At 47.4% G+C, this 20616-nt stretch carries 19 protein-coding genes; 10 read left to right on the top strand and 9 right to left on the bottom strand.

Annotation, left to right across the window (positions count from 1 at the left end):
* Window positions 1-154: 154 nt before the first annotated feature.
* Complete coding sequence (locus tag Q0E49_RS01275; RefSeq protein WP_295745779.1) at window positions 155-775, bottom strand: LVIS_2131 family protein; 621 nt, start codon at window positions 773-775, stop codon at window positions 155-157.
* 162 nt (window positions 776-937) lie between these two features.
* Here Q0E49_RS01275 and Q0E49_RS01270 point away from each other — a divergent pair, with 162 nt between their 5' ends.
* The 4 genes from Q0E49_RS01270 to Q0E49_RS01255 all read left to right on the top strand — a co-directional run bounded on the left by Q0E49_RS01270 (window position 938) and on the right by Q0E49_RS01255 (window position 4515).
* Entirely contained in the window at window positions 938-1465 is a 528-nt protein-coding gene (locus Q0E49_RS01270; protein ID WP_295745776.1) for a DUF308 domain-containing protein, read from the top strand.
* Window positions 1466-1542: 77 nt separating this feature from the next.
* Entirely contained in the window at window positions 1543-1740 is a 198-nt protein-coding gene (locus tag Q0E49_RS01265; RefSeq protein ID WP_295745784.1) for an LBP_cg2779 family protein, read from the top strand.
* 329 nt (window positions 1741-2069) lie between these two features.
* On the top strand, window positions 2070-4052 hold the full coding sequence (locus Q0E49_RS01260; protein ID WP_295745774.1) for a LysM peptidoglycan-binding domain-containing protein: 1983 nt from the start codon (window positions 2070-2072) through the stop codon (window positions 4050-4052).
* 157 nt (window positions 4053-4209) lie between these two features.
* Window positions 4210-4515 carry a metalloregulator ArsR/SmtB family transcription factor gene (locus Q0E49_RS01255; protein WP_295745772.1) on the top strand — a complete coding sequence of 102 codons (306 nt, stop codon included), beginning with the start codon at window positions 4210-4212 and terminating at the stop codon, window positions 4513-4515.
* A 66-nt stretch (window positions 4516-4581) separates the two neighbouring features.
* On the opposite strand, the gene Q0E49_RS01250 is transcribed toward Q0E49_RS01255, so the two are convergent.
* From Q0E49_RS01250 to Q0E49_RS01240, 3 genes are all read right to left on the bottom strand, one after another.
* The gene (locus Q0E49_RS01250; RefSeq protein ID WP_295745769.1) at window positions 4582-5043 is read right to left on the bottom strand and encodes an arginine repressor; all 462 of its coding nucleotides are present in this window, start codon (window positions 5041-5043) and stop codon (window positions 4582-4584) included.
* Window positions 5044-5158: 115 nt separating this feature from the next.
* Window positions 5159-7144 carry an ABC transporter ATP-binding protein/permease gene (locus tag Q0E49_RS01245; protein ID WP_295745766.1) on the bottom strand — a complete coding sequence of 662 codons (1986 nt, stop codon included), beginning with the start codon at window positions 7142-7144 and terminating at the stop codon, window positions 5159-5161.
* Between the two features lie 86 nt (window positions 7145-7230).
* Window positions 7231-8520 (bottom strand): Y-family DNA polymerase, encoded by a 1290-nt coding sequence (locus Q0E49_RS01240; protein WP_295745764.1) that lies wholly within the window; start codon window positions 8518-8520, stop codon window positions 7231-7233.
* 267 nt (window positions 8521-8787) lie between these two features.
* Here Q0E49_RS01240 and Q0E49_RS01235 point away from each other — a divergent pair, with 267 nt between their 5' ends.
* From Q0E49_RS01235 to thrS, 3 genes are all read left to right on the top strand, one after another.
* A complete protein-coding gene (locus tag Q0E49_RS01235; protein ID WP_295745761.1) occupies window positions 8788-10356 on the top strand; it encodes an Nramp family divalent metal transporter in 1569 nt (522 codons plus the stop codon).
* A gap of 272 nt (window positions 10357-10628) precedes the next feature.
* The gene (locus tag Q0E49_RS01230) at window positions 10629-11204 is read left to right on the top strand and encodes a hypothetical protein (protein ID WP_295745758.1); all 576 of its coding nucleotides are present in this window, start codon (window positions 10629-10631) and stop codon (window positions 11202-11204) included.
* A 342-nt stretch (window positions 11205-11546) separates the two neighbouring features.
* Window positions 11547-13352, top strand: coding sequence for a threonine--tRNA ligase (gene thrS / locus Q0E49_RS01225; RefSeq protein ID WP_295745755.1), 1806 nt, complete (start codon window positions 11547-11549; stop codon window positions 13350-13352).
* 146 nt (window positions 13353-13498) lie between these two features.
* Here the strand turns inward: thrS and Q0E49_RS01220 are convergent, their stop codons facing one another.
* Genes Q0E49_RS01220 through Q0E49_RS01200 form a run of 5 tightly spaced genes read right to left on the bottom strand, consistent with a single transcriptional unit; the run spans window position 13499 to window position 17895 of the window.
* On the bottom strand, window positions 13499-13621 hold the full coding sequence (locus Q0E49_RS01220; RefSeq protein ID WP_295745753.1) for a hypothetical protein: 123 nt from the start codon (window positions 13619-13621) through the stop codon (window positions 13499-13501).
* 50 nt (window positions 13622-13671) lie between these two features.
* Entirely contained in the window at window positions 13672-14373 is a 702-nt protein-coding gene (locus Q0E49_RS01215) for a LysR family transcriptional regulator (protein WP_295745750.1), read from the bottom strand.
* Window positions 14374-14428: 55 nt separating this feature from the next.
* Window positions 14429-15817, bottom strand: a complete 1389-nt coding sequence (locus tag Q0E49_RS01210; protein ID WP_366509525.1) for an SLC13 family permease — start codon at window positions 15815-15817, stop codon at window positions 14429-14431.
* A gap of 18 nt (window positions 15818-15835) precedes the next feature.
* Window positions 15836-16399, bottom strand: a complete 564-nt coding sequence (locus Q0E49_RS01205; protein WP_295745746.1) for a UbiX family flavin prenyltransferase — start codon at window positions 16397-16399, stop codon at window positions 15836-15838.
* Between the two features lie 20 nt (window positions 16400-16419).
* Window positions 16420-17895, bottom strand: coding sequence for a UbiD family decarboxylase (locus tag Q0E49_RS01200; protein ID WP_295745744.1), 1476 nt, complete (start codon window positions 17893-17895; stop codon window positions 16420-16422).
* 223 nt (window positions 17896-18118) lie between these two features.
* On the opposite strand from Q0E49_RS01200, the gene Q0E49_RS01195 reads away from it, so the two are divergent.
* The 3 genes from Q0E49_RS01195 (at window position 18119) to Q0E49_RS01185 (ending at window position 20609) form a co-directional block, all read left to right on the top strand.
* On the top strand, window positions 18119-18586 hold the full coding sequence (locus Q0E49_RS01195; RefSeq protein ID WP_295745742.1) for a hypothetical protein: 468 nt from the start codon (window positions 18119-18121) through the stop codon (window positions 18584-18586).
* 196 nt (window positions 18587-18782) lie between these two features.
* Window positions 18783-19208 carry a MarR family transcriptional regulator gene (locus Q0E49_RS01190; RefSeq protein ID WP_295745740.1) on the top strand — a complete coding sequence of 142 codons (426 nt, stop codon included), beginning with the start codon at window positions 18783-18785 and terminating at the stop codon, window positions 19206-19208.
* On the top strand, window positions 19209-20609 hold the full coding sequence (locus Q0E49_RS01185; RefSeq protein ID WP_295745739.1) for an MFS transporter: 1401 nt from the start codon (window positions 19209-19211) through the stop codon (window positions 20607-20609).
* Window positions 20610-20616: the final 7 nt, after the last annotated feature.

The following is a 20616-nucleotide window of genomic DNA, read 5'->3' as shown; positions in this document are numbered from 1 at the left end:
GGTAACCACCGTTGCCATCAGCTTCTACCGGAATTCCCCGGTAACGGTGTGTTTCGTACTTGTCCTTTTTACTCAATTTTCTCGCCTCTGTTTCACGTGAAACAAAAAGCGTGGCTCACATTGAATACGCCACGCTCATCGATTCTATTCTTAATTACTTCAGGTAAATCATGTTAGATCCTGGAATTCTCAGGAGTGTATGGGTGGTAGCAACCCGTCCGCACCGTACGCCAAGCCCGTTGAGGATGGTGTTCTTGTAACGGACCGTCATCTCGGCCATGAAGGCGTGACCCGTTCGGTCGTTTTCCTTAGCTAACCGGCTGCGGTTCCACGGGTAGACCGCCGCCTGAGTGCTGATAAAGTGGTCAGAATCAGCAATTGAGCCATAACGGGAATTTGTCGTGTACTTGGTATTTTTCGTCCAGTAAGTATAGGAAACAACTGGGTGTTTACCCATCTTGCTCCGGTTAGCCACAACGTAGTAGAACCCCTTCTTTGTGCTGCCCAGTTGCAGGGCGGCGTACTTTTCGGAAGTTGACACTTCCCTACTATTATTAACGTCCACTTCCCGGAAAAACGTCAAGTAGGTCATGGAGCCCAGCCACAGCAAGGCGATGACCGTCAAGCCGACGTACCGCCAGAAAAGTTTGCTGCTGAACCGCTGGTGAGTCTTGGCAATCAGCATCAGTTGATGGTTGCGAATGTATTTCACCGTAAAAATGCACATCGCGATTGCTCCGATCCAGAACAACCAGCCTAACCAGTTCCAATTCATTTTCTGCACTCCTATCTCCTCTTGCTTGGTCTTCATTATGACATAACCAGCCAGAAAATGCCCCTCTTCTTCCTAATTAAAGGAGAAGACTTTCGTTCTTCCTTGAAAAACAGCTTAATGATAGCATATATTTAAGGAAAATAACCAAAGGAAGTGCTGATAATGTTTCAAAGTTCAAGTCGGCGGGGATTCGACTGGTGGAGCCTGATTCTAGGTATTTTACTGCTCATTTTATCATTCATGGTTCTGAGAAATCCTGGTCAGGCACTCAACCTCGTCACCCTGCTCGTTGCTTTTGGTACTATCATCCGGGGTATTTATGAGCTATGGTTCAGGCAGGGTGTCCGAACACTGCTCGGCATCAAGTCTGGCTGGCTAATTGTCATGGGGATCATCAACATCCTGGTCGGCTTCATCTTCATCTTTAACCGTAACCTGGGAGTTACTGTCATCGCCATCATGTTTGCCATTTGGTTCTTGTTTGACTCGATCGGTGACATCCGTGTCGCCGGCGTCTTCAAACAGTTTCACCGCGGTTACTACTGGTTTTTGATTGTCATTTATGTTTTGCAGATCATCCTGGCAATCTTCATGTTACTGGTTCCAGCAATTTCAGCGCTCTCCATTGTCTGGCTGATTGCCTTTTACCTGATGCTGACTGGAATTGCTAAGATTGTGCAAGCCTTTTAATAGACATTCAGCCGCCACCTGACTACAATACAGGTAAATTTAAGCGGGCGATTTTAATGAAAGGGGACGTCTTGATAATGGATCACCAACAAGATTTAGCTGCGCAACTCTTAGAATTCGAACGGCAAAAAGAGCTGACGGATAACGCAGTTGCGTTGGGTAGTCAGCTATCCGTTGAGCGTGTTCACGACATCAAATCACGTTCCAGCCAGGCTACTGCAGAAGAAGCGGCAATGCTCGAGCAGTTCATGCAATCGCAAGGTAGCAATAATTAGTAACCTTCATTTCGGTTAACCACCGGTCAGCAGTCCACGGATGCTGACCGGTTTTCTTTTGCTTTTTTGTAATCAAGATATAAAGCCTTTTCTCGCGTTGATAAAATTACTTGTCTTCATCATTACCTTTTCTTAAACTATTAGCGTTAATGTTTTTGTTGCTGGAGATCAGAGGATGCTTTCTGTTGATAAAATTCTTTGACCTCCGAAATAAATAATGCTAGGTTTTAGCTAGTTAAGTTTTTAAGATTTCTTAAGAAATGTTACTGATTTTTTATAACTTGGCTTAACCAATGATTACGGCAATCATCACTCAAGGGGGACTGACCATGAAGGAACCAGAATACGATTCAAAGCTTCACTACAAGATGTACAAGAGTGGCCGCAAGTGGGTCGTTGCTGGTGTAACTGCGCTGGCATTGTTAACTGCCGGCGGGCACGTTGCACACGCTGATAGCAATAACCAAAATGATAGCAACCACGATGCTGACGCCAGCAAGACCGCTAATGGTACTAACCAGGACGAAACTACACTCAAGTCCAGCACCACGAAGGACGACCAGCAAGTAGCTGCTAACCAGCCACAAGAAGAAAAGCAGGCTGCAACTGACCAGCAGAACAAGGAACAAGCTACAACTAACCAACAACAGCAGGAAGCAACTCCGACTGATAAGCAGGACGACCAACAGCAACCAGCTGCTGATCAACAGGCTAACAAGGTCACCACTGTTTCATTCCGTCAAGTGGCTAACCAGCAACCAGTTAATACTGCACAACTTGCTGAAAATAAGACCACTGCTCAACCACGTCAGGCAGAACGGGCTTACGTTCAGGTTGCCGCTGCTCCAGAACAAGTTAACTTGAACTCGTTACACTTCAGTAACAACCAACGTTGCCAGAACTTCATCCAAAGTGTTGCCCCTGGTGCTATCCAGGGTTGGAACAAGTATGGCGTTTTGCCGTCAATCACTGTTGCCCAAGCTATCCTAGAAAGCGGCTGGGGATCATCTACACTGTCCACTCGTGCCCACAACCTCTTTGGGATTAAGGGTAGTTACAATGGCCACTACGTTAATATGCCAACCCGCGAAGTTTACAACGGCCAGTCCGTTTATATTAATGACAACTTCCGGGCCTACGCTAACAACTCAGAATCCGTTGAAGACCACGGGAACTTCCTCTACGTTAACAGCCGTTACCGCAACTTGCTCGGGGACACCAACTACATCAGTGTTGCCAACAAGCTCCACCAAGACGGTTACGCTACGGATCCGTCCTACGCACGGTTACTGATTCAGTTAGTTCAGGAAAATGGTCTGACTCAACTGGATTCGGTCGCCTTCTCCGGACACCAGGTCATTATTAATAAGAACAACAACGGGACGAGTGACAACACTTATAACCAGAGTGGTTCTCAGTACTACACCGTTCAATCAGGCGACACCCTTTCTGGGATCGCTAGTTCATACAACACCACGGTTAACACCCTGGCCAACCTCAACGGCCTGAGCAACCCGAACATGATTTACGTTGGTCAACGCCTACTGTTACACGCCGGTTCAACTAATACCAGCAGCAATAACCAGTCGTCTGCTTCACACAGCACCGCAACGGCTGGTGAAACATACACCGTTCAGTCTGGTGACACCCTTTCCGGCATTGCCGCGCAGTTCGGGACCAACTACCAATACCTGGCGAGTCTTAATCACTTAAGCAACCCCAACCAGATCTACGTGGGTCAAACTCTCCAGATCCGCGGTGGTTCGCAACCATCAGCTCCCGTTAACCACAGCAACAGCGGTAACGGAACTTACACCATCCAAGCTGGTGACACCCTTTCTGGGATCGCTGCGAAGTTTGGGACGAGCTACCAAGCAATTGCTAGCCTCAATCACATTAGTAACCCGAACATGATTGTTGTCGGTCAAACTTTGCGGATCAGCGGTAACGCTAGCGCAAATGTTTCTCAGTCATCAACCAATTACAGCAGCAATGGTACTTACACCGTTCAAGCTGGCGACACCCTTTCCGGGATCGCTGCTAAGTACGGAACGAGCTACCAAGCAATCGCTAGCCAAAACGGCATCAGCAACCCGAACGCCATTTACGTTGGCCAAACACTGCGAATTGGCGGAACAAGCATTTCTTACGCTGGCAGTTCTTCCAGCAACCGCGGTGGTTACACGGTGAAGTCAGGCGATACCCTCTCAGGGATCGCTGCCCAGTACGGTTTAAACTGGCAAGCAATCGCTAATAAGAACGGGCTAACCGCACCCTACGTTATCTATGTCGGTCAACGCTTAAGCCTTTAATTAACACCAAAGTCAATTCCCCAATTGAAAAAGGACGGGCGTTTCTCCCGTCCTTTTTGAGTACTTAGCACTATTTGGAAGATGCTTCAAGACTTGTTTTTCAATAACAAAAAGCATAAGCTAAGAGCAATCAAAATTAAAGAAAGTAGGGGTCGTCGTGAGAAATTTTCAGTCAGTCGATACAGAAGAGCTCAAGGCGATTAGCCAGGTTTTCAAAATGCTTGGCCACCCGAAACGGCTCCGTTTATTATTCATGCTCTTGCAACATTCAATGAGCGTCTCCGAGATCAGTAAGGAGCTCAACTGGGAACAGTCAGCTGTCTCCCACCAACTCCAACAGCTGCGGCGTTATAATTTAGTCGGCCACACCCGCAAGGGAAAGGTCGTCATGTATCATTTAAAAAATCCTCAGGCGATGACGTTGATTGCAGATATCATTAGTCATGCCGAACAACTGGTATAGGAAAAGGGCGACTGGACACGCGATCCAGCCGCCCTTTTGATCTGTTTAGAAGACTTTCTTATCAGTTTAAAAGTCACGACGGTGGTCATTAACCAGCCGTTCAATGGCTTCAGCTGCTGCTGGGGAGTGGCAGATAATAATTAACGTATCGTTACCCGCAACCGTCCCCGCAACCTGCGGAAGTTTAGCATCGTCAAAAAGCCCCGCTAAGACAGTCGCATAGCTAGAATCAGGTGTTGTTTTCAAAACATTGATAAATTGAACGGTCGAAACTTCTTCCACGTTATCATGAATGGCAGCGAATAATTCCTCATTCTGGCCCTGCCCTTCATTGCGCAACTGGGTATAACGGGTTTGACCATTATTAGTCGCCTTCACAATGTTGAGCGCGTGGATATCCCGCGAAATGGTCGCCTGGGTGGCACTGACCCCTTGTTCGCTTAAGAGGGTAAGCAACTGGTCCTGGGTAGAAACCGGTTGTTCTTGGATAAGATGAAGAATTAACTTGCGGCGTGCTTTGCGGTCCATGGCGCATACTCCTTATAATCAGTGGATATTAATACATTAATACTATACCCCATTCATCAGCTTTTTGCCAGTTTAGCTCTGCAAGGGCGACTATCCCTAATGGTCGCCCTTTTTCCTATTCTCCCGCTAGTGCTTCAATTGGGTTCAGGCGGGCAGCCCGTCTTGCCGGTAGCAGGGCAGCCACAAAGGAAATAATGATGGCAATCGCAAAGCCCATCACAACAGTTTCCCAACTCAATTGAACCATATTGTATTTCACGATCCGGTAAAGTGCCCGGTTCAAGAAGAGTGCCGCAATAAAGGCAATCACCTCAGCCAGGATTGCTGAACAAAGGCCAATAATAATTGACTCTGAGGTAAATAAGCGCCGAATATCTTTTCGCCGTTCACCAAGTGCCCGTAAAATACCAATTTCCTTGGTCCGTTCGGCTACTGACATATACATCGTCACAATAATCATCAGTGCGGAGACCAGAAGTGAAATTCCCGCGATTGCCGACAAAACTGTTGAGGCAACCTTGACGTAGTTATTAACGGTCTTAAGAATTGAGCCAACCGTGATTCCGCCAAGGATGTACTTCCCGTCGGCACCCTTCAAGTTATTGATCTTATCAGCAACACCATTAACTTGGTCCAGCTTAGCCACACTAACCGCTACTGTATTCGGACTAGTTTCGGCCCCGGCGGCCCGGAAAGCATCCCGGTAAGTGCGGTAGGAGCTGGCAGAAATCCCCATCCCGCTACTTCCGTTGGTGAAGCCAACAACCTTCAAGTTCAGTGTGATCTGGACGGGAGTGCCGTCTGGTTTCAGCCAGTTGAATTCCATCCGCACTTTCTTGCCAAGCAACGTCCGGTATTTGGTGACGCTTGTTAAGCTTTCCGCCGTCTTCCGGTCCAAGACAAGTTCACCCTTACCTGGCTTATGGCCCTGCTTGATAACATGGTCACTCTCGGACTTACCCCAAGTATCGACGTGGGTCGCACTTACCGACTTGTCGCCCTTCTTAAAGCGCGCCATGGTAATAATATAGCCCGGTTCAACATCCGTCACGTTTTTCAGTTTGCGCAAACGGTTGACCTCTTGCTGGTTAATCAGCATCGTCTGTGGGTCACTGACGTAGTTTTGCGTCGTATCCTGCATTTGCTGCATCGTCATCTTTTTGCCAGTCGTGTTTCGTTGCACGGTAATTACCCGCGGATTCACAAGGCTATTGATCTGGTCATTAATAAAGCCATTCACGCCCCGCCCGAGCGCTGTAAACAACAACACTGCGAAGATCCCAATGGCCGTCCCCAGAATAATCAACGAATTACGCCAAAAATTATAGCGGAAGTGTTTGAAAGCCGTCCGGTAACTGGCGGCTGCCGGTAGTACCCGTGATTGAAGATGAACATTGTCAGTCGGCAACGGGTATGGCGGCCGAAGTTGGTTATCACCGGCGACTTGTCCATTGTCCAAGTGGACAATGCGGGTCCCGTACTTAGCCACTGCCTGCGAGTGGGTAACGGCAATCACCAGCTTACCATCCTTGGCAATTTCGTCTAATAACTCAAGGACTTCCTGGGTATTTTCGGCATCTAGTGCCCCGGTCGGCTCATCGGCAATAATAATCTTCGGGTCCGCCGCCAGTGCGCGAGCGATGGCCACCCGCTGTTTCTGGCCGCCGGACAACTGCCGAGGGTATTTGGTGACCTGGTCACCTAAGCCAACCTTTTCTAGCAGTCTTAGTGCCCGTGCCTTTCGTTCACCGGCACTCAACGTCGTCATGTCCAATGACATCTGGACGTTATCTAAAACCGTCAGGTGGGGAATCAAGTTATAGGCCTGGTAAATATAGCCAACTGTTTCCCGCCGGTATTGGTCCATCATCCGCTCCTGACGATGGTCTAAGGCCTTGCCATCAACAACAACTTGACCGTCAAATTGTCGGTCAAGGCCTCCAATAATGTTCATTAACGTGGTCTTGCCCCCACCAGATTCACCAAGAATGGAGACAAATTCTCCCGGATTAAAAGAAAGGTTAATTCCTTTTAAAACCGGAAATTCATTATTTCCCAGGAAATACGATTTCCTAATGTTTGTTAACGTTAAGTAAGCCAACGTAGCACCTCATTTCCAACCAGCACACAGTAATCCCTAGTGATCATACCATTGATCGGCAGAATTTGACTACTTTTTACCTTCACTTATTCAAAACTATTACCACCGTTGTGGCCGCCAACGAGTCCAGATCGCTCAAGCATCGTCCCGCCCCGCTTTAAACTGTTACCATAAAAAACGGCAGTCGGTCCAAACCTATCACGTAGCTGGTCAACTAACTGGTCGAATTGATACTGCTTAACCTGTTTTTGCGGCGGCGAGAACAGTGAAAGCTGCTGGCCACTTGCCCGGCTTAACCTGCCCAGGCTCACTGCGATATTGCGGACCGTCTCCCCTTGCCACCCCTGTTTAAACATTAATAAGAGTTCTTCAACTATTTCTCGACTGTCGGCCGTCGTCGCAATCCGGTGATGGCGAGCAAAACCACTCCGCCCCGCGGTATACCCCGAAAAACCGACTGAAAGCCCCACCTCACCGGCTGCTTCACCATGGTGACGCATTCGTGACGTCACCTGCTGGCCAATTTCTTTAATTACTACCGCAATCTCTTCTTCGCAATGGTAGTCGCGGGGAAGCACCTGGGAATTGCTCCAGCTTCGCTCACGTGCTGGCAAGTACGCACCCAGTTTGCTCCGATCAATTCCCCACGCCAGGGCGTAAAGTTGCTTGCCAATCACTCCCATCTGGCTGCCAATCCAATAAGGGTTAGATCTGGCGAGGTCGCCCAGCGAGTGAATTCCATAGTGAGACAGGTGCGCCGCTGTCCGCTGACCAATACTCCAGATTTTCGTCAGATCAGTAATCGGCCAAACCATCGATGCAAAATTCTGATATGACAGGTGCCCCCGCAGATTTGGACTGTGTTTAGCAAAGAGGTCTAAGGCTAGTTTTGCCTGGACAGGATTCTGACCAATGCCTACCGTAACGTAAAGCCCCAGTCGCTGGTAGACCGCCCGTTGAATCCGCCGCGCTACCTCGTCAGGCGTCTTCCCGAAAAGTCGCCAGGAATGGGTCATATCAATAATTGTTTCGTCAATTGAATAAGGGCAGCACTGTGCCCCAGCCGCAAACCCCCGAAAAATCTGGTTAATAGCCAAGTTCTTCTTGATATAAAGGTTCATTCGTGGCGGCACCACCATTAATCGTGGATCATCAGGCACCTCGTATGCCCGGTCCACGTTACTGATCTTAAATTGCTTCTTAGCCATCGGGGAGGCTGCTAGTACCAACCCCCGTCCCGTATTCTTCGTCTCTGACATCACAATCAACGCCGCCTGTAACGGGTTTAGTCCCCGGGCAACACACTCCACGCTCGCGTAAAACGACTTATTATCAATCATGAAGAACAGGCCGTGCGGCTCTCTTGAATAATCCATCATCCCCACCTCGCTATTTATTATAGCGAACAGATGTTCGATTAACAAATTATTATCGCGGGTTTATCAACGCGAAACCGGTTTCTTTCCCGTGGCAAAAACTATGAACTTATTTGTCCCCGCTAGATGCCGTCACAATGGGGATTATTACCCGAAATTTACCTTGCAAGACTTTATTTTTTATGGTAGCCTAAAAAAGGTTTTGACGGGGTTTAACTCTCGTCTGATAAACTGAGACAACTTCATATCAGAAAGGTGGATTTACACGTGGCAACTGAAAACAATCAGCCCAAACAGCATCATCGTTTGATCGAGTACGCTAACGGTAAGTCTCTGCAGGAAATCAACGGGACGGTTAAGGTCCCACAGGGGAAGGGCTTCTGGCGAACCTTATTCGCTTACTCTGGACCCGGCGCACTTGTTGCCGTCGGCTACATGGACCCAGGTAACTGGTCAACTTCAATTACCGGTGGTCAGAGTTTCCAGTACACACTGATGACAACGATCCTGATTTCAAGTTTGATCGCGATGCTCTTACAATACATGGCAGCTAAACTTGGAATCGTTACTCAAATGGACCTGGCACAAGCTACTCGTGCCCGGACAGGCAAAGCCTTAGGGATCGTTTTATGGATCATGACTGAATTTGCCATCATGGCGACGGATATTGCGGAAGTTATCGGGGCGGCGATCGCACTGAACCTTCTCTTCCACATTCCGTTAGTACCTGCCGTCTTCATTACTGTCCTTGACGTCCTGGTACTGTTACTGCTGACTAAGATTGGGTTCCGGAAGATCGAAGCAATTGTTGCTTGCCTGATCCTGGTTATTCTCTTTGTCTTCTTGTACGAAGTTATCCTCTCACGTCCTAACTGGGGCGCTGCCTTTGCCGGCTTAGTACCATCGCCAAAGGCTATTGCCAAGCAACCAGTTGTTGGTGGCATTTCACCATTAACCGGGACGCTGGGGATTATTGGTGCGACGGTTATGCCGCACAACCTTTACCTGCACTCAGCAATTTCCCAAACGCGGGAAATCGACCATGATGATCCAGAAAGTGTTCGTCAAACGGTTCGTTTCACTACGTGGGACTCCAACATTCAACTGTCATTAGCTTTTGTTGTTAACTCACTGTTACTAATCGTTGGTGTTGCCGTCTTCAAGATGGGAGCCGTTAAGGATTCCAGTTTCTTTGGTCTTTACGATGCTTTGAACAACACTTCCATGCTTAGCAACCATATCCTCATTGCCGTTGCTAAGTCTGGTTTGCTGGCAACACTCTTTGCCGTTGCCCTGCTGGCTTCTGGTCAAAATTCCACGATTACTGGGACTTTGACTGGTCAAGTTATCATGGAAGGTTTCATTCACATGCGGATGCCACTGTGGGCCCGCCGGCTGGTAACGCGTTTGATTTCAATTATTCCTGTTCTGCTTTGTGTTTCTTTCACTGCCCGTGATAGTGTAATGGAACAACACGCAGCATTGAACATGTTGATGGAAAACTCACAGGTCTTCCTAGCAATTGACTTGCCATTCTCAATGTTGCCGCTGATTATGATGACTGACAGCAAGCTGGAAATGGGTGAGTTCAAGAACAACAAGGCAGTTAAGATCCTTGGCTGGATTTCAGTCCTTGTCTTAACCGGCCTGAACCTCTACAACATGCCACAAACTTTCGAGGGCTTCGGCGTTTGGAACAAGACTCTCGCTGACACCCTGGCTTACATTACGATCGTCTTCATTGTTGTCCTGCTCGCTTGGACAATTATTGAATACCGTCAAGGTGAAAAGCGCTTCTTAGCCGAACGTGAAAAAGCAGCTAAGGAAGCAAAATAAGACACGACCAATATTAATCAGTTTGATGGGAGCGTGACAGAAGTCATTTATGACTTCGTAGTCACGCCCCGGCGAGCAATAATAGGCCCCTAGCGTTCGGCTTTGCCAGAACGTTAGGGGCCATTGTTGTACCGCCTGTTAACTTTTAGTATAGATAAGGGAGGCTTATGTCACAGCCCCATTTTAGTTCAGTACTCATGGTGGCGTGTGCCATGGTATAATACATTCATTAGTTAACGACGTCGAATACGCCGTTTAATGAGGTGAAATCGATGAATAATGATCAACAACCGGACCGTAATACCCGGGTAGGGCGGTACGATGCCGCCCGGAAGCGAGGCCATGGAGGCCATGGTCGTCAGCAACGACGAGAAGACATGGCCGCTACCAAAACAGGGCTGCGTTCAAGCCGTTCCCCCAAACACAACGGTGGCAAACGCCTCTTTCTTACCATTCTCGGCATCCTGGTCGTCATTTTAGTGGCCACAATCATTGTCTTTGCCGTTAAGCAGCAAAACCCGGTGAACACGGACAATAACAATACCACCGTGTCGTCCAGTTCGCACAAACATAAAAAGAAGAAGTCTCACAAGCGTCACCATAGCGAAAGTTCCCTTAGCGAAACGGTCGATGAACCGACAACCACTACTACGACTACGACGACACAAACTACCCCGTCAAGTAGCAGTGATTCACACCCGCAGCAGAACAATAACAATAACCAACAACAATCAACCAACAACAGCAATAGCAATACTGGCCAACAACAGAAGCCAGCTGGTGGCAATGGCAGCAACAATGGCAATCAACCGCCAGCAAATAATCAATCCACCCAGCAACACCAGTAGCCCCATTGGGAAAATTAAATTAAATAATTCTCATTTGGTGCTTGACACGGCTAGTGTCGATGCTATACTGAGAAGCAATTAGAGGACATGCCCTCGCGTGGTTGTTACCCAGGGAGTCGGTGCCGTGGCTGGAAGCACCGTTAACCACCACGTCAGGAGTACCACCTCGCTTTTGTCGCCCGAAATAAGGGTGGCCGGGCCGTGACCCGTTACCACACCAAGAGAGGGTATTTAGATACTCTGAATGTGGGTGGAACCACGCTGATTTAGTTATCAACGTCCCTAGTGCTACATATGATGTAGTACTGGGGACTTTTTATTTTTCACAAGGAGAGGATTTCGATGGCACAAGTACAATTATTATCACCAGATGGTTCGGTCAAAAAGGTTGACCGCGATTCCAAAGAAGCACTGGCTGCCCTGCGGCAGACTGCTTCAGTGCTGCTGAAAGCGGCACTGAAGCAGGAATTTGACGGTATTCGTTTAGGTGAAGCGGTTGTTGACGAGGATGGCTTCCACGTTGACTCCGACAAGGACGACCAACAGGTTTCCGTTGACCAGCTGCCAGAACTCGCTGCAGCAATCAAAAAGATGGTTAAGGCCGACGTCAAGGTTGAACGGGTTGAAAGCAGCCTGGACGACGCCCTGGCTAAGGCTGGCGACGACCAGTACTCTCACGAATTGCTGAAGGAAGCCGCTGATGGCGACAAGGTTGTTTTGTACGAAGTTAACGGCGTTGTTGCTCCGGCCCAGGCTGACATCTTGCTCTACGCAGATATTATCAAGAACTACGACCTGCTGTCAGTTGCCGGTGCATACTGGAAAGGGATGTCATCCAACCCGATGCTGCAACGGATCTACGGGACTGCTTTCTTCAAGAAGGCTGACCTGGAAGAAGATCTGAAGAAACGTCAGGAAGCACGTGAACGCGACCACCGGGTTATTGGTAACCAACTCGACCTCTTCTTCGTTGACCCGAAGGTTGGTGCCGGGCTGCCATACTGGATGCCGAAGGGGGCCACGATTCGTCGGACGATCGAACGCTACATTATCGACCGGGAAGTCGCTGACGACTACAAGCACGTTTACACCCCTGTCCTAATGAACCTGGATGCCTACAAGACCTCTGGTCACTGGGAACACTACCGTGACGACATGTTCCCACCAATGGACATGGGCGACGGTGAAATGCTGGAACTGCGGCCAATGAACTGCCCAAGCCACATCCAGATTTACAAGCACCACATCCGTTCCTACCGTGATCTGCCGCTGCGGATCGCTGAACTAGGGATGATGCACCGTTACGAAAAGTCAGGGGCCCTCTCTGGTCTGCAACGGGTTCGTGAAATGACGCTGAACGACGGCCACACATTCGTTGCCCTCGACCAAATTCGGAGCGAATTTGCCAAGATTTTGAAGCTGATTATGTCAGTTTACGAAGACTTCGATATCACCGACTACAGCTTCCGTCTGTCGCTGCGTGACCCAAAGAACACCAAGAAGTACTACGCTAACGACGAGATGTGGGAACGTTCGCAGAAGCTGCTGAAGGCTGCTATGGACGACCTGAACCTGGATTACTACGAAGCCGAAGGTGAAGCTGCCTTCTACGGTCCAAAGCTGGATATCCAAACCAAGACGGCCCTGGGCAACGAAGAAACGATGTCCACTATTCAGCTGGACTTCATGCTGCCTGATCGCTTCGGCCTGACTTACGTTGGTAAGGACGGTAAGGAACACATGCCAGTGATGATTCACCGTGGTGTTGTCGGGACGATGGAACGGTTCGTGGCTTACCTGACCGAAATCTACAAGGGTGCGTTCCCAACTTGGTTGGCACCTGAACAAGTCCACATTATCCCGGTTTCTGACGACAAGCACGGCGAATACGCCGAAGAAATCGCCAAGAAGATGAAAGCGGCAAACATCCGTGTCGTTGTTGACCACCGGAACGAAAAGATGGGCTACAAGATTCGTGAAAGCCAAACCCAAAAGGTTCCGTACACCCTGGTTGTCGGTGCTGATGAAATGAAGAACGGCGGCGTTTCCGTCCGGAAGTACGGTGAAAAGGAACAAAACGAAATGTCATTTGATGACTTCATGAAGGAAATCCTCGACGACATTGCTTCATACTCCCGGGAAAATTAATTTAATCCTGAACTAACTAACCATCCCCGATACCACGTGGTATTGGGGATGGTTTTTTATTTAAGAAACTCTCTAACAAAAATCCGTATTATCAATAACGGGTGGAGTCCCGTTTGATAATACGGAGAGGTTTTCTTTTTAATTCATCAATTATGAAGATAGTCAGCTAGTCGTTTCAGCTGATACGATCCCCGCTTCCGTGGGTAAATAAACTGAAGTTTGCTGATAAATGGTGGTGTTAATGGCTTCCCTACCAGTTGTGCTGTCATAAATGGCGCCACTGACTGTTTAAATAGTACTGAAACGGCCTGATGCGCTTTTAACATTTCGCGCAATGTTTCAATATGGGTACTTTGGAAAATGATATCGGACTGCAATCCTTCATCATCTTCACAATCGGCTCATAGACCCCTGATCCGACTGGAAGAGAAACAAGTGGGACGTCTTTAAGATCCTGAATGGTAACTTGTCGTTGTTTTGCCAGTGGATGGTGGCAGTCCATCACCACAACCAGTTGATCTTCCACCAGGTTAACCCTGCTATACTCTAATTCATTTAATTCCCCGCTTTGTGTATCGCGAAGAATTGCGGCATCAATTTCGCCTCGTTGAAGTTGTTCCAACACCTGGTCCCCTTCGTTTTCGATCAAACGAATCTGCGCCTTCGGAAAATGTTGATTGTAAATACCGACCTGTGTCGTGATTCCGTACTGCCCGGTGATTGGGACGGCACCAACCACCAAACTCGGCTTAACCGTCTTACGCAAGCTGGCAAGTTCATTCATCATTTGCCGATATTGACCAAGTATTTTATTAGCATGCCGATAGACAGCCTTACCTTCCGACGTAATTTTTAGCCGTCGTCGATTGGAAGTATCCACCAGTTTAACATTAAGCTCATCTTCTAAGTGATGGATTCTTTTTGATAATTCAGGCTGTGAAAGGTGAATCCGCTGAGCCGTTTTCGTAAAACTCCGCAGCTGATAAAGATAAACAAACGCTCTTAAGTCCTCAATCGTCATTCCTTCCACTACCTTTCTCACCAACATAATCAGTTCAACAGTCTTATTTTATCAGTTATGCCAGTCCCACTATGTGGAACCAGAACATCATGACAAGCGCGATGACGAAGATTGCTGGCGTTAAAGCAACCCCTAGCTTGCTGACTTGTTTGGCAGTATATCCACCGCCATCCATCCCAACGAGGATTGCCAGGTTATGGAATGGCAAAATATAATGCAGGTTAGTAACGGAGAAGACCAGCAAGGAAATTGCTAATGGACTAATCCCCAGGTGAGCAGTAGCTGTTACAAAGGCAGGAATGGTAATCCCCATTACCGCAATGACAGATCCCATAAACATGTGGATAATCATTGCAAAAACAGTAATAAACAACGCTAGTAGGTAAATGTTATGAGGCAGGTTGGTTGGAATGACAGTCTGCGCTAACCACTTATTCATCCCCGTCACTGCCCCAACATTCCCAATTGCCATCGCGGCAGTTAAGAAAATCAGCACATTAATCGGTACGTCCTTCCACGACTGAGCCGTTAAAATACCACCGATTACTGGCATGCTCATGCAGATGGCTACTGACAAAGTTAACCAGCCAACATCTACGTTCGTGATACTGGAAGTGAGCCATAAAATGATCGCAACTACGATCCAGAAAATGGTCCGCTTTTCTTTTCCGGTCATCTTCCCCAGCTTGCTTTGTTCCTTTTTCAATTCAGCAACGTTAATCTTTAACGGCTTGTTCGGACGGAAAGCAAACATGATGATCAACATCGTAATAATCCCAGAAATAATCATTGGGACACTCATGATTTCAAAGTAACGAATAAAGCTAACGTTAACTCCCGAGTCAGCAACTGCCAACGGGTTAAGCGATGTATCACCAGTCAGAAAAACACCTGACAATGGACATGATGCGGCAAAAATTGCCAACCCTAGTTTGGACAAATCATCCTTATCCATGTTAGCAGCCCGCCCGACGGCAACGACAACAGCCAAGATCATGAAAGCCCGTGGCCATGGATGTGGAATTAATAGGGCCATAATCAACGTTAACACGAAAATTGAGATAATCAGGCCATTCCACGTCCTCACAAATCTGATAATGAAAGCATAGGCAATTCGTTGACCGACCCCGGACTCATTGACGGCGCCGGCAATTAAATATGCCCCCATGACTAGCCACATCGTTGACCCAGTCCAAGGCTTGGAAAAGACCTGTGCTGGGGTTGCCGTATGAGTAATTATCAACATCATCAGGAAAAATCCCCCGACGTATGCCGGCTGAGCAATCTGCGTTGCCCACCAAACAACTGTCATTAGACTGAGTGCCAGATCCATATGACCAGCATAGCTTAACCCTGAAATAGGGATTAGGTAAATGGCAAGAAAAACGATTAAACCGCCAAAGAAGCCAATTACCTTTTTATTGAGGTAAGAGTTATTCTTTATTAAGTCATTACTCAATTTTTATTCTCCTTCCCAGCGGTGACCAAAGCTTGTTTGAATGCCAAATGCGTCCATAATCTTCATTGACTGGTGGTCAACAAGATCTTTAGTCGTCCGCGGATGGTTATAAAAGGCCGGAATTGGCGGAATAATTTGAGCACCAACCCGCGCTAACTTAGCCAAATTTTCTAAGTGAATCATACTCAGTGGCGATTCACGAGGTACGATAATTAACCGCCGCATTTCCTTAATCGTCACGTCAGCCGCACGAGCAATTAATGTATCGTCAAAGGCATTAGCAATGCTAGCAACTGTCTTCATGCTGGCAGGTATCACAACCATCCCATCTGTCAAGAATGATCCGCTAGCAATGGCCACTCCGAGGTCATGATTGTCATAGGTATAATCAGCCAACGACTTCAATTCTGCCAGAGTAGTATTTGTTTCCAATGCTAAATTTTTCTCTGCCCACTGACTAGCAACCAAATGTATTTCCACCTCCGGCAACTCGTGCAGCTTCTGCAAAAGATTTAAGGCGTAAGTAGTTCCGGATGCTCCAGAAACACCTACTACGATTCTCTTCATTTTGCACCCATCCTTTTCGCTTATTTCAGGTATTTCTCCCAGTCGGAAACTTCCATAAACTGGGCACGTTCAAACTGATCTTTCATGTCAAACGGTACCGTCCCGTCAATTACCAGCTTGGAACTCATTCCTCGCGTCCGGATAGACTTCGGATCATATTGTGGCCGCTCTGAAGGGTCAAGCGGGTGATTACGCATTCCAGGGAGAACCATAATATCTTGATCGGCCTGAAAACGGGTATTGATAGTCCAAACCACGTCGTTCATGTCAAAGATATCCACGTCCTCATCAACTAGGAAGACCGTCTTCAATTCTTTAAAGGCGGAAAATGCCAGAAGTGCAGCTTGCCGTTGAATACCTTCATCTGCTGGGTTATCCTTATGAATTTGCATAATCGTCATCAACTTGCCACCACCAGCAGGCGGGTTGTAGACATTAACAACCTTACCAGGGATGGCCTTATTGGTCAGCGATAAAATGCTGGCTTCGGTCGGCAGTCCAGCCATCGACACATGTTCTTCAGATGGACCAATGACACTTTGCATAATTGGGTTATTCTTACGGTGGGTTACTGCCGTCACCTTAATTACTTGCAGTGACGGGTTAGCATCCCCATCGTATCCAGGGAATTCCGGCATGGCCTTGCCCGTATCCGTATTGATGTCTTCCCGAATTCGTTCGTGTGGCATAATGTAGCCTTCGATGGTGTACTCAGAACGTGCAATTGCCATTTCATCAACCGTTACACCCTTAACAATCTGAACGGGTTGCTGACGAATAGCCCCAGCAACACCCAACTCATTGTAACCAAGTGGTGTTGTCGGTGGCTCAAACGTACAACCGATGGTAATTGCCGGATCCAACCCAATATTAATCGTGATTGGCATTGGTTTGTTAGCCTTTTCATATTGTTCAGCAAAGTAACCAATATGACGACCGCCTGGCATAATGTAAATTCCCAGCTTATCCTTATCTTCGATGCACATCCGGTGGATTGTGACATCGCTTTGTTTTCCATCAATACTGGACCCAAAGACAACACCACAAGTGATGTAAGGACCGGCATCCTGAGGTGTGTTTGTCGGGGCGGCAACCAGCTTACGCAGGTCAAAGTCTGGATCAGTAGCCTTCTTGACTACCTCATGAGCAGGTGCCTGGTCTTCGCCAACTTCAGTTGCACCAACTGGATTGGAAACCGCCTTGTTTAAAAATTGACCAAGGTAACGATAATCAGTGTGGAACATCTTACCAACACGTTTCCGGCTGGCCATTAACCCGATTAATACCCGGGTATCCGGGAAGCCCTTGACGTTATTAAACATCATGGTTGGTCCCAATTGAGTCGGCCGTTGGACCGTCCCACGCGCGCCGATGTACCGGAAAACACCACATAATTCAGCGTCAGGGTCCACTTCTTCGTTTGTTTCGTGGTACTCGTGTGGATCATCCTTGATCTCACTAAGCACTTTTCGCAAATCCCATGGTTGATCAGTCATCAATAACATCTCCTTTTGTTAATTAAATTCATTGTAAGCGCTAAAATTAAGCATATTTATTCGGATTGTCAGGACTATTTATGCCAAAAAAGAATAAATAACGGTGAACACTAGTGCCGGATATCGTTAACGCAATTAAAAATTATGCTAAATAAAATAGCCAGTTGACACGGAAGTGGCCAACCGGCTATTTTGAATATATATAAAGGAGTTAGTGATAATCATGGAAAAAATTTTTCATGTCATCCAGGCTGGCTACCAGATTCAAGCAAAAGTGATGATGGAAAACAAGGACCTCATTACTGTCATTACCGGCGGCAACATCCCCCATATTGGGGTAATCTTAAGTTATGACTGTAAGGAACGGAAACAACAGGAAATTAAAATTTATAGTCATAATAACCATGTTCATAAGGATTTTTACCTGGCAGAACGTTTTGCTAAAGGTGTGATCGATACTTTACCCGGCAACCTTTGTGTCATCGTTGGCGTCCATGTCGATGGGATTACTAAGGAGCAGATTGCGGCAGCCTTCACAATGATGGACGACCTTGCCAAGCAGATTAAACAATGGTTAAAGACTTCGCCGCAACATTTTCACGAACCAGCTTATACTACCGGGATTACCGATCAGGAGATGAACCTGCAATCACCAGCTGACGAGTGGGTCTCACCATCAACTCATCTATAAAACATCCCCTTAATTGATGGTGATGAATCAAACCCTATCATTAAAAATAAAATATTTTTTATCAGACAAGATGCCGTGACTCAGTCGGTATCTTGTTTTTGTCTGGCTTAACAATGTTTTTTCTTTAATTTTGTTTGACAGCTAACAATCTACTGGCTATAATTTTGTCCGAATATGTTCTAAGGAGGAATGATTAATGGCCCACTCGTCTATTAGTATTGGCCGGTTGATTCGAAAAGCCGATATTAGCATTATTCGGCAAATGAACGACTTTGCCCGCCAAAACAACCTGACTGGTAACCAAATGAGTATCATCGATTACCTCAGCCGCCAAGAAAGATTGGCGGCCAGCCAACAAGCCATCGAGCACGAATTTAATATCCGCCGGTCCACCACGACCATTATTTTGCAGCGAATGGAGAAGCACGATCTAATTAAGCGAATCGTTGATCCTCATGACCATCGACGTCGTCAAGTACAACTAACTACTACTGCCCGCCAACTAATCCCAGTAGTACATGAGTACATTAAAGGCCAAGAACAACGGCTAACGAATCACTTTGCTCCTGAAGAGTTAGCCACGGTTGTCCGTGTCATGAAGTATATTGAGGAGGCTGATTAATTGACGTCCAACAACACTACCAAAATCCCGCAAAAAGTTATTGCCGCCGTAGTGGCGACCGGCTTGCTATCATTTTGTGGGGTAATGGTCGAAACCGCCATGAACGTCTCGTTTCCCAAATTAATGATGGAATTCAACGTGACAACTAATGTCGTTCAGTGGATGACCTCAATTTACCTATTAGTGGTTGCCATCATTGTCCCCCTATCTGCATTACTGAAAAAGTCTTTTCGAACCAAGAACCTCTTTTTAACTGCGGTCACTTTCTTCATTGCCGGGGTCATTATTGATGCTTTGGCGCCAACTTTTCTCATTCTTCTCCTTGGCCGATTAATTCAGGGAGTTGGGACAGGAATCTCACTACCCTTGATGTTCAACATCATTATGGAACAAGTTCCCCGTCAGCGAATCGGTGTAATGATGGGCTTTGGTAACCTCATCACCGGGATTGCCCCAGCAATCGGCCCGACTTTTGGAGGAATCCTGGTTGCCAATATCGGTTGGCGGTGGATCTTCTACGCCCTGCTACAATTCCTGCTTCTCTCATTATTACTCGGCCTGTGGGGAATCCAGCAAAAAACAACAATCACCCGTCAACACTTCGACGCCATCAGTTGCTTACTAATTGCGGTGATGTTCATCGGTCTTGTCTACGGCTTTAGTAACCTCTCCACTTCACCATTGTTCAGCTGGCCGGTGGGAGGAGCAATTTGGGCAGGCTTACTTTCAATGGGATTATTGTTTTGGCGATCCCTCAGCATCCCCACGCCAATCCCTGACGTGCGTTTGTTTAGCAACCATCGCTTTGCTGGTCATGTCCTGATCTTTTTCCTCACCCAGATGTGTTCGCTCGGGTTTGATTTCTTGATTCCTAACTACATCCAGCTGGTCAACCACCAAACGGCTTTACTCGCTGGGCTGGTGATGATGCCTGCTGGATTTGGCGGAGCTATTTTTGCCCTCATCGGTGGCCGGCTCCTCGACGCGTACGGTCCCAGAAAACCCGTCCTTAGCGGTGCCATTTTGATGACCATTGTGATCTTAACTTTTACAATCTGCTCACCAGCTATGCCTAACTGGTCCATTATGACTGTTTACGTCTTCTACATGATTGGAATGGGAACACTAATGGGAACCGTCATGACAAGTGCTCTAGCCAGCCTTGCACAGGATAAGCAGCCGCAAGGAAATGCCATTCTCAATACTCTCCAGCAATTTGCTGGTTCGATGGGAACATCACTAGCGGCCATGATCGTTGCCAAAAGTCAGGTCGGCGTTGGGAAGACAGCAGCTGCCACTGCTTGGGGAACCCAGCATGCCTTCGTCTTACTACTAATATTTGTTATTGTGATCGTAATAGCAGTTATCCGCTACATTCCACAACAACTCCATCAGTTGTAAGCTATTT

The sequence above is a fragment of the uncultured Limosilactobacillus sp. genome (genome assembly GCF_934202235.1).
GTDB lineage: Bacteria > Bacillota > Bacilli > Lactobacillales > Lactobacillaceae > Limosilactobacillus.
Note: the sequence above shows the minus strand (reverse complement) of the source record. Positions and strands in the feature narration are given on the sequence as shown.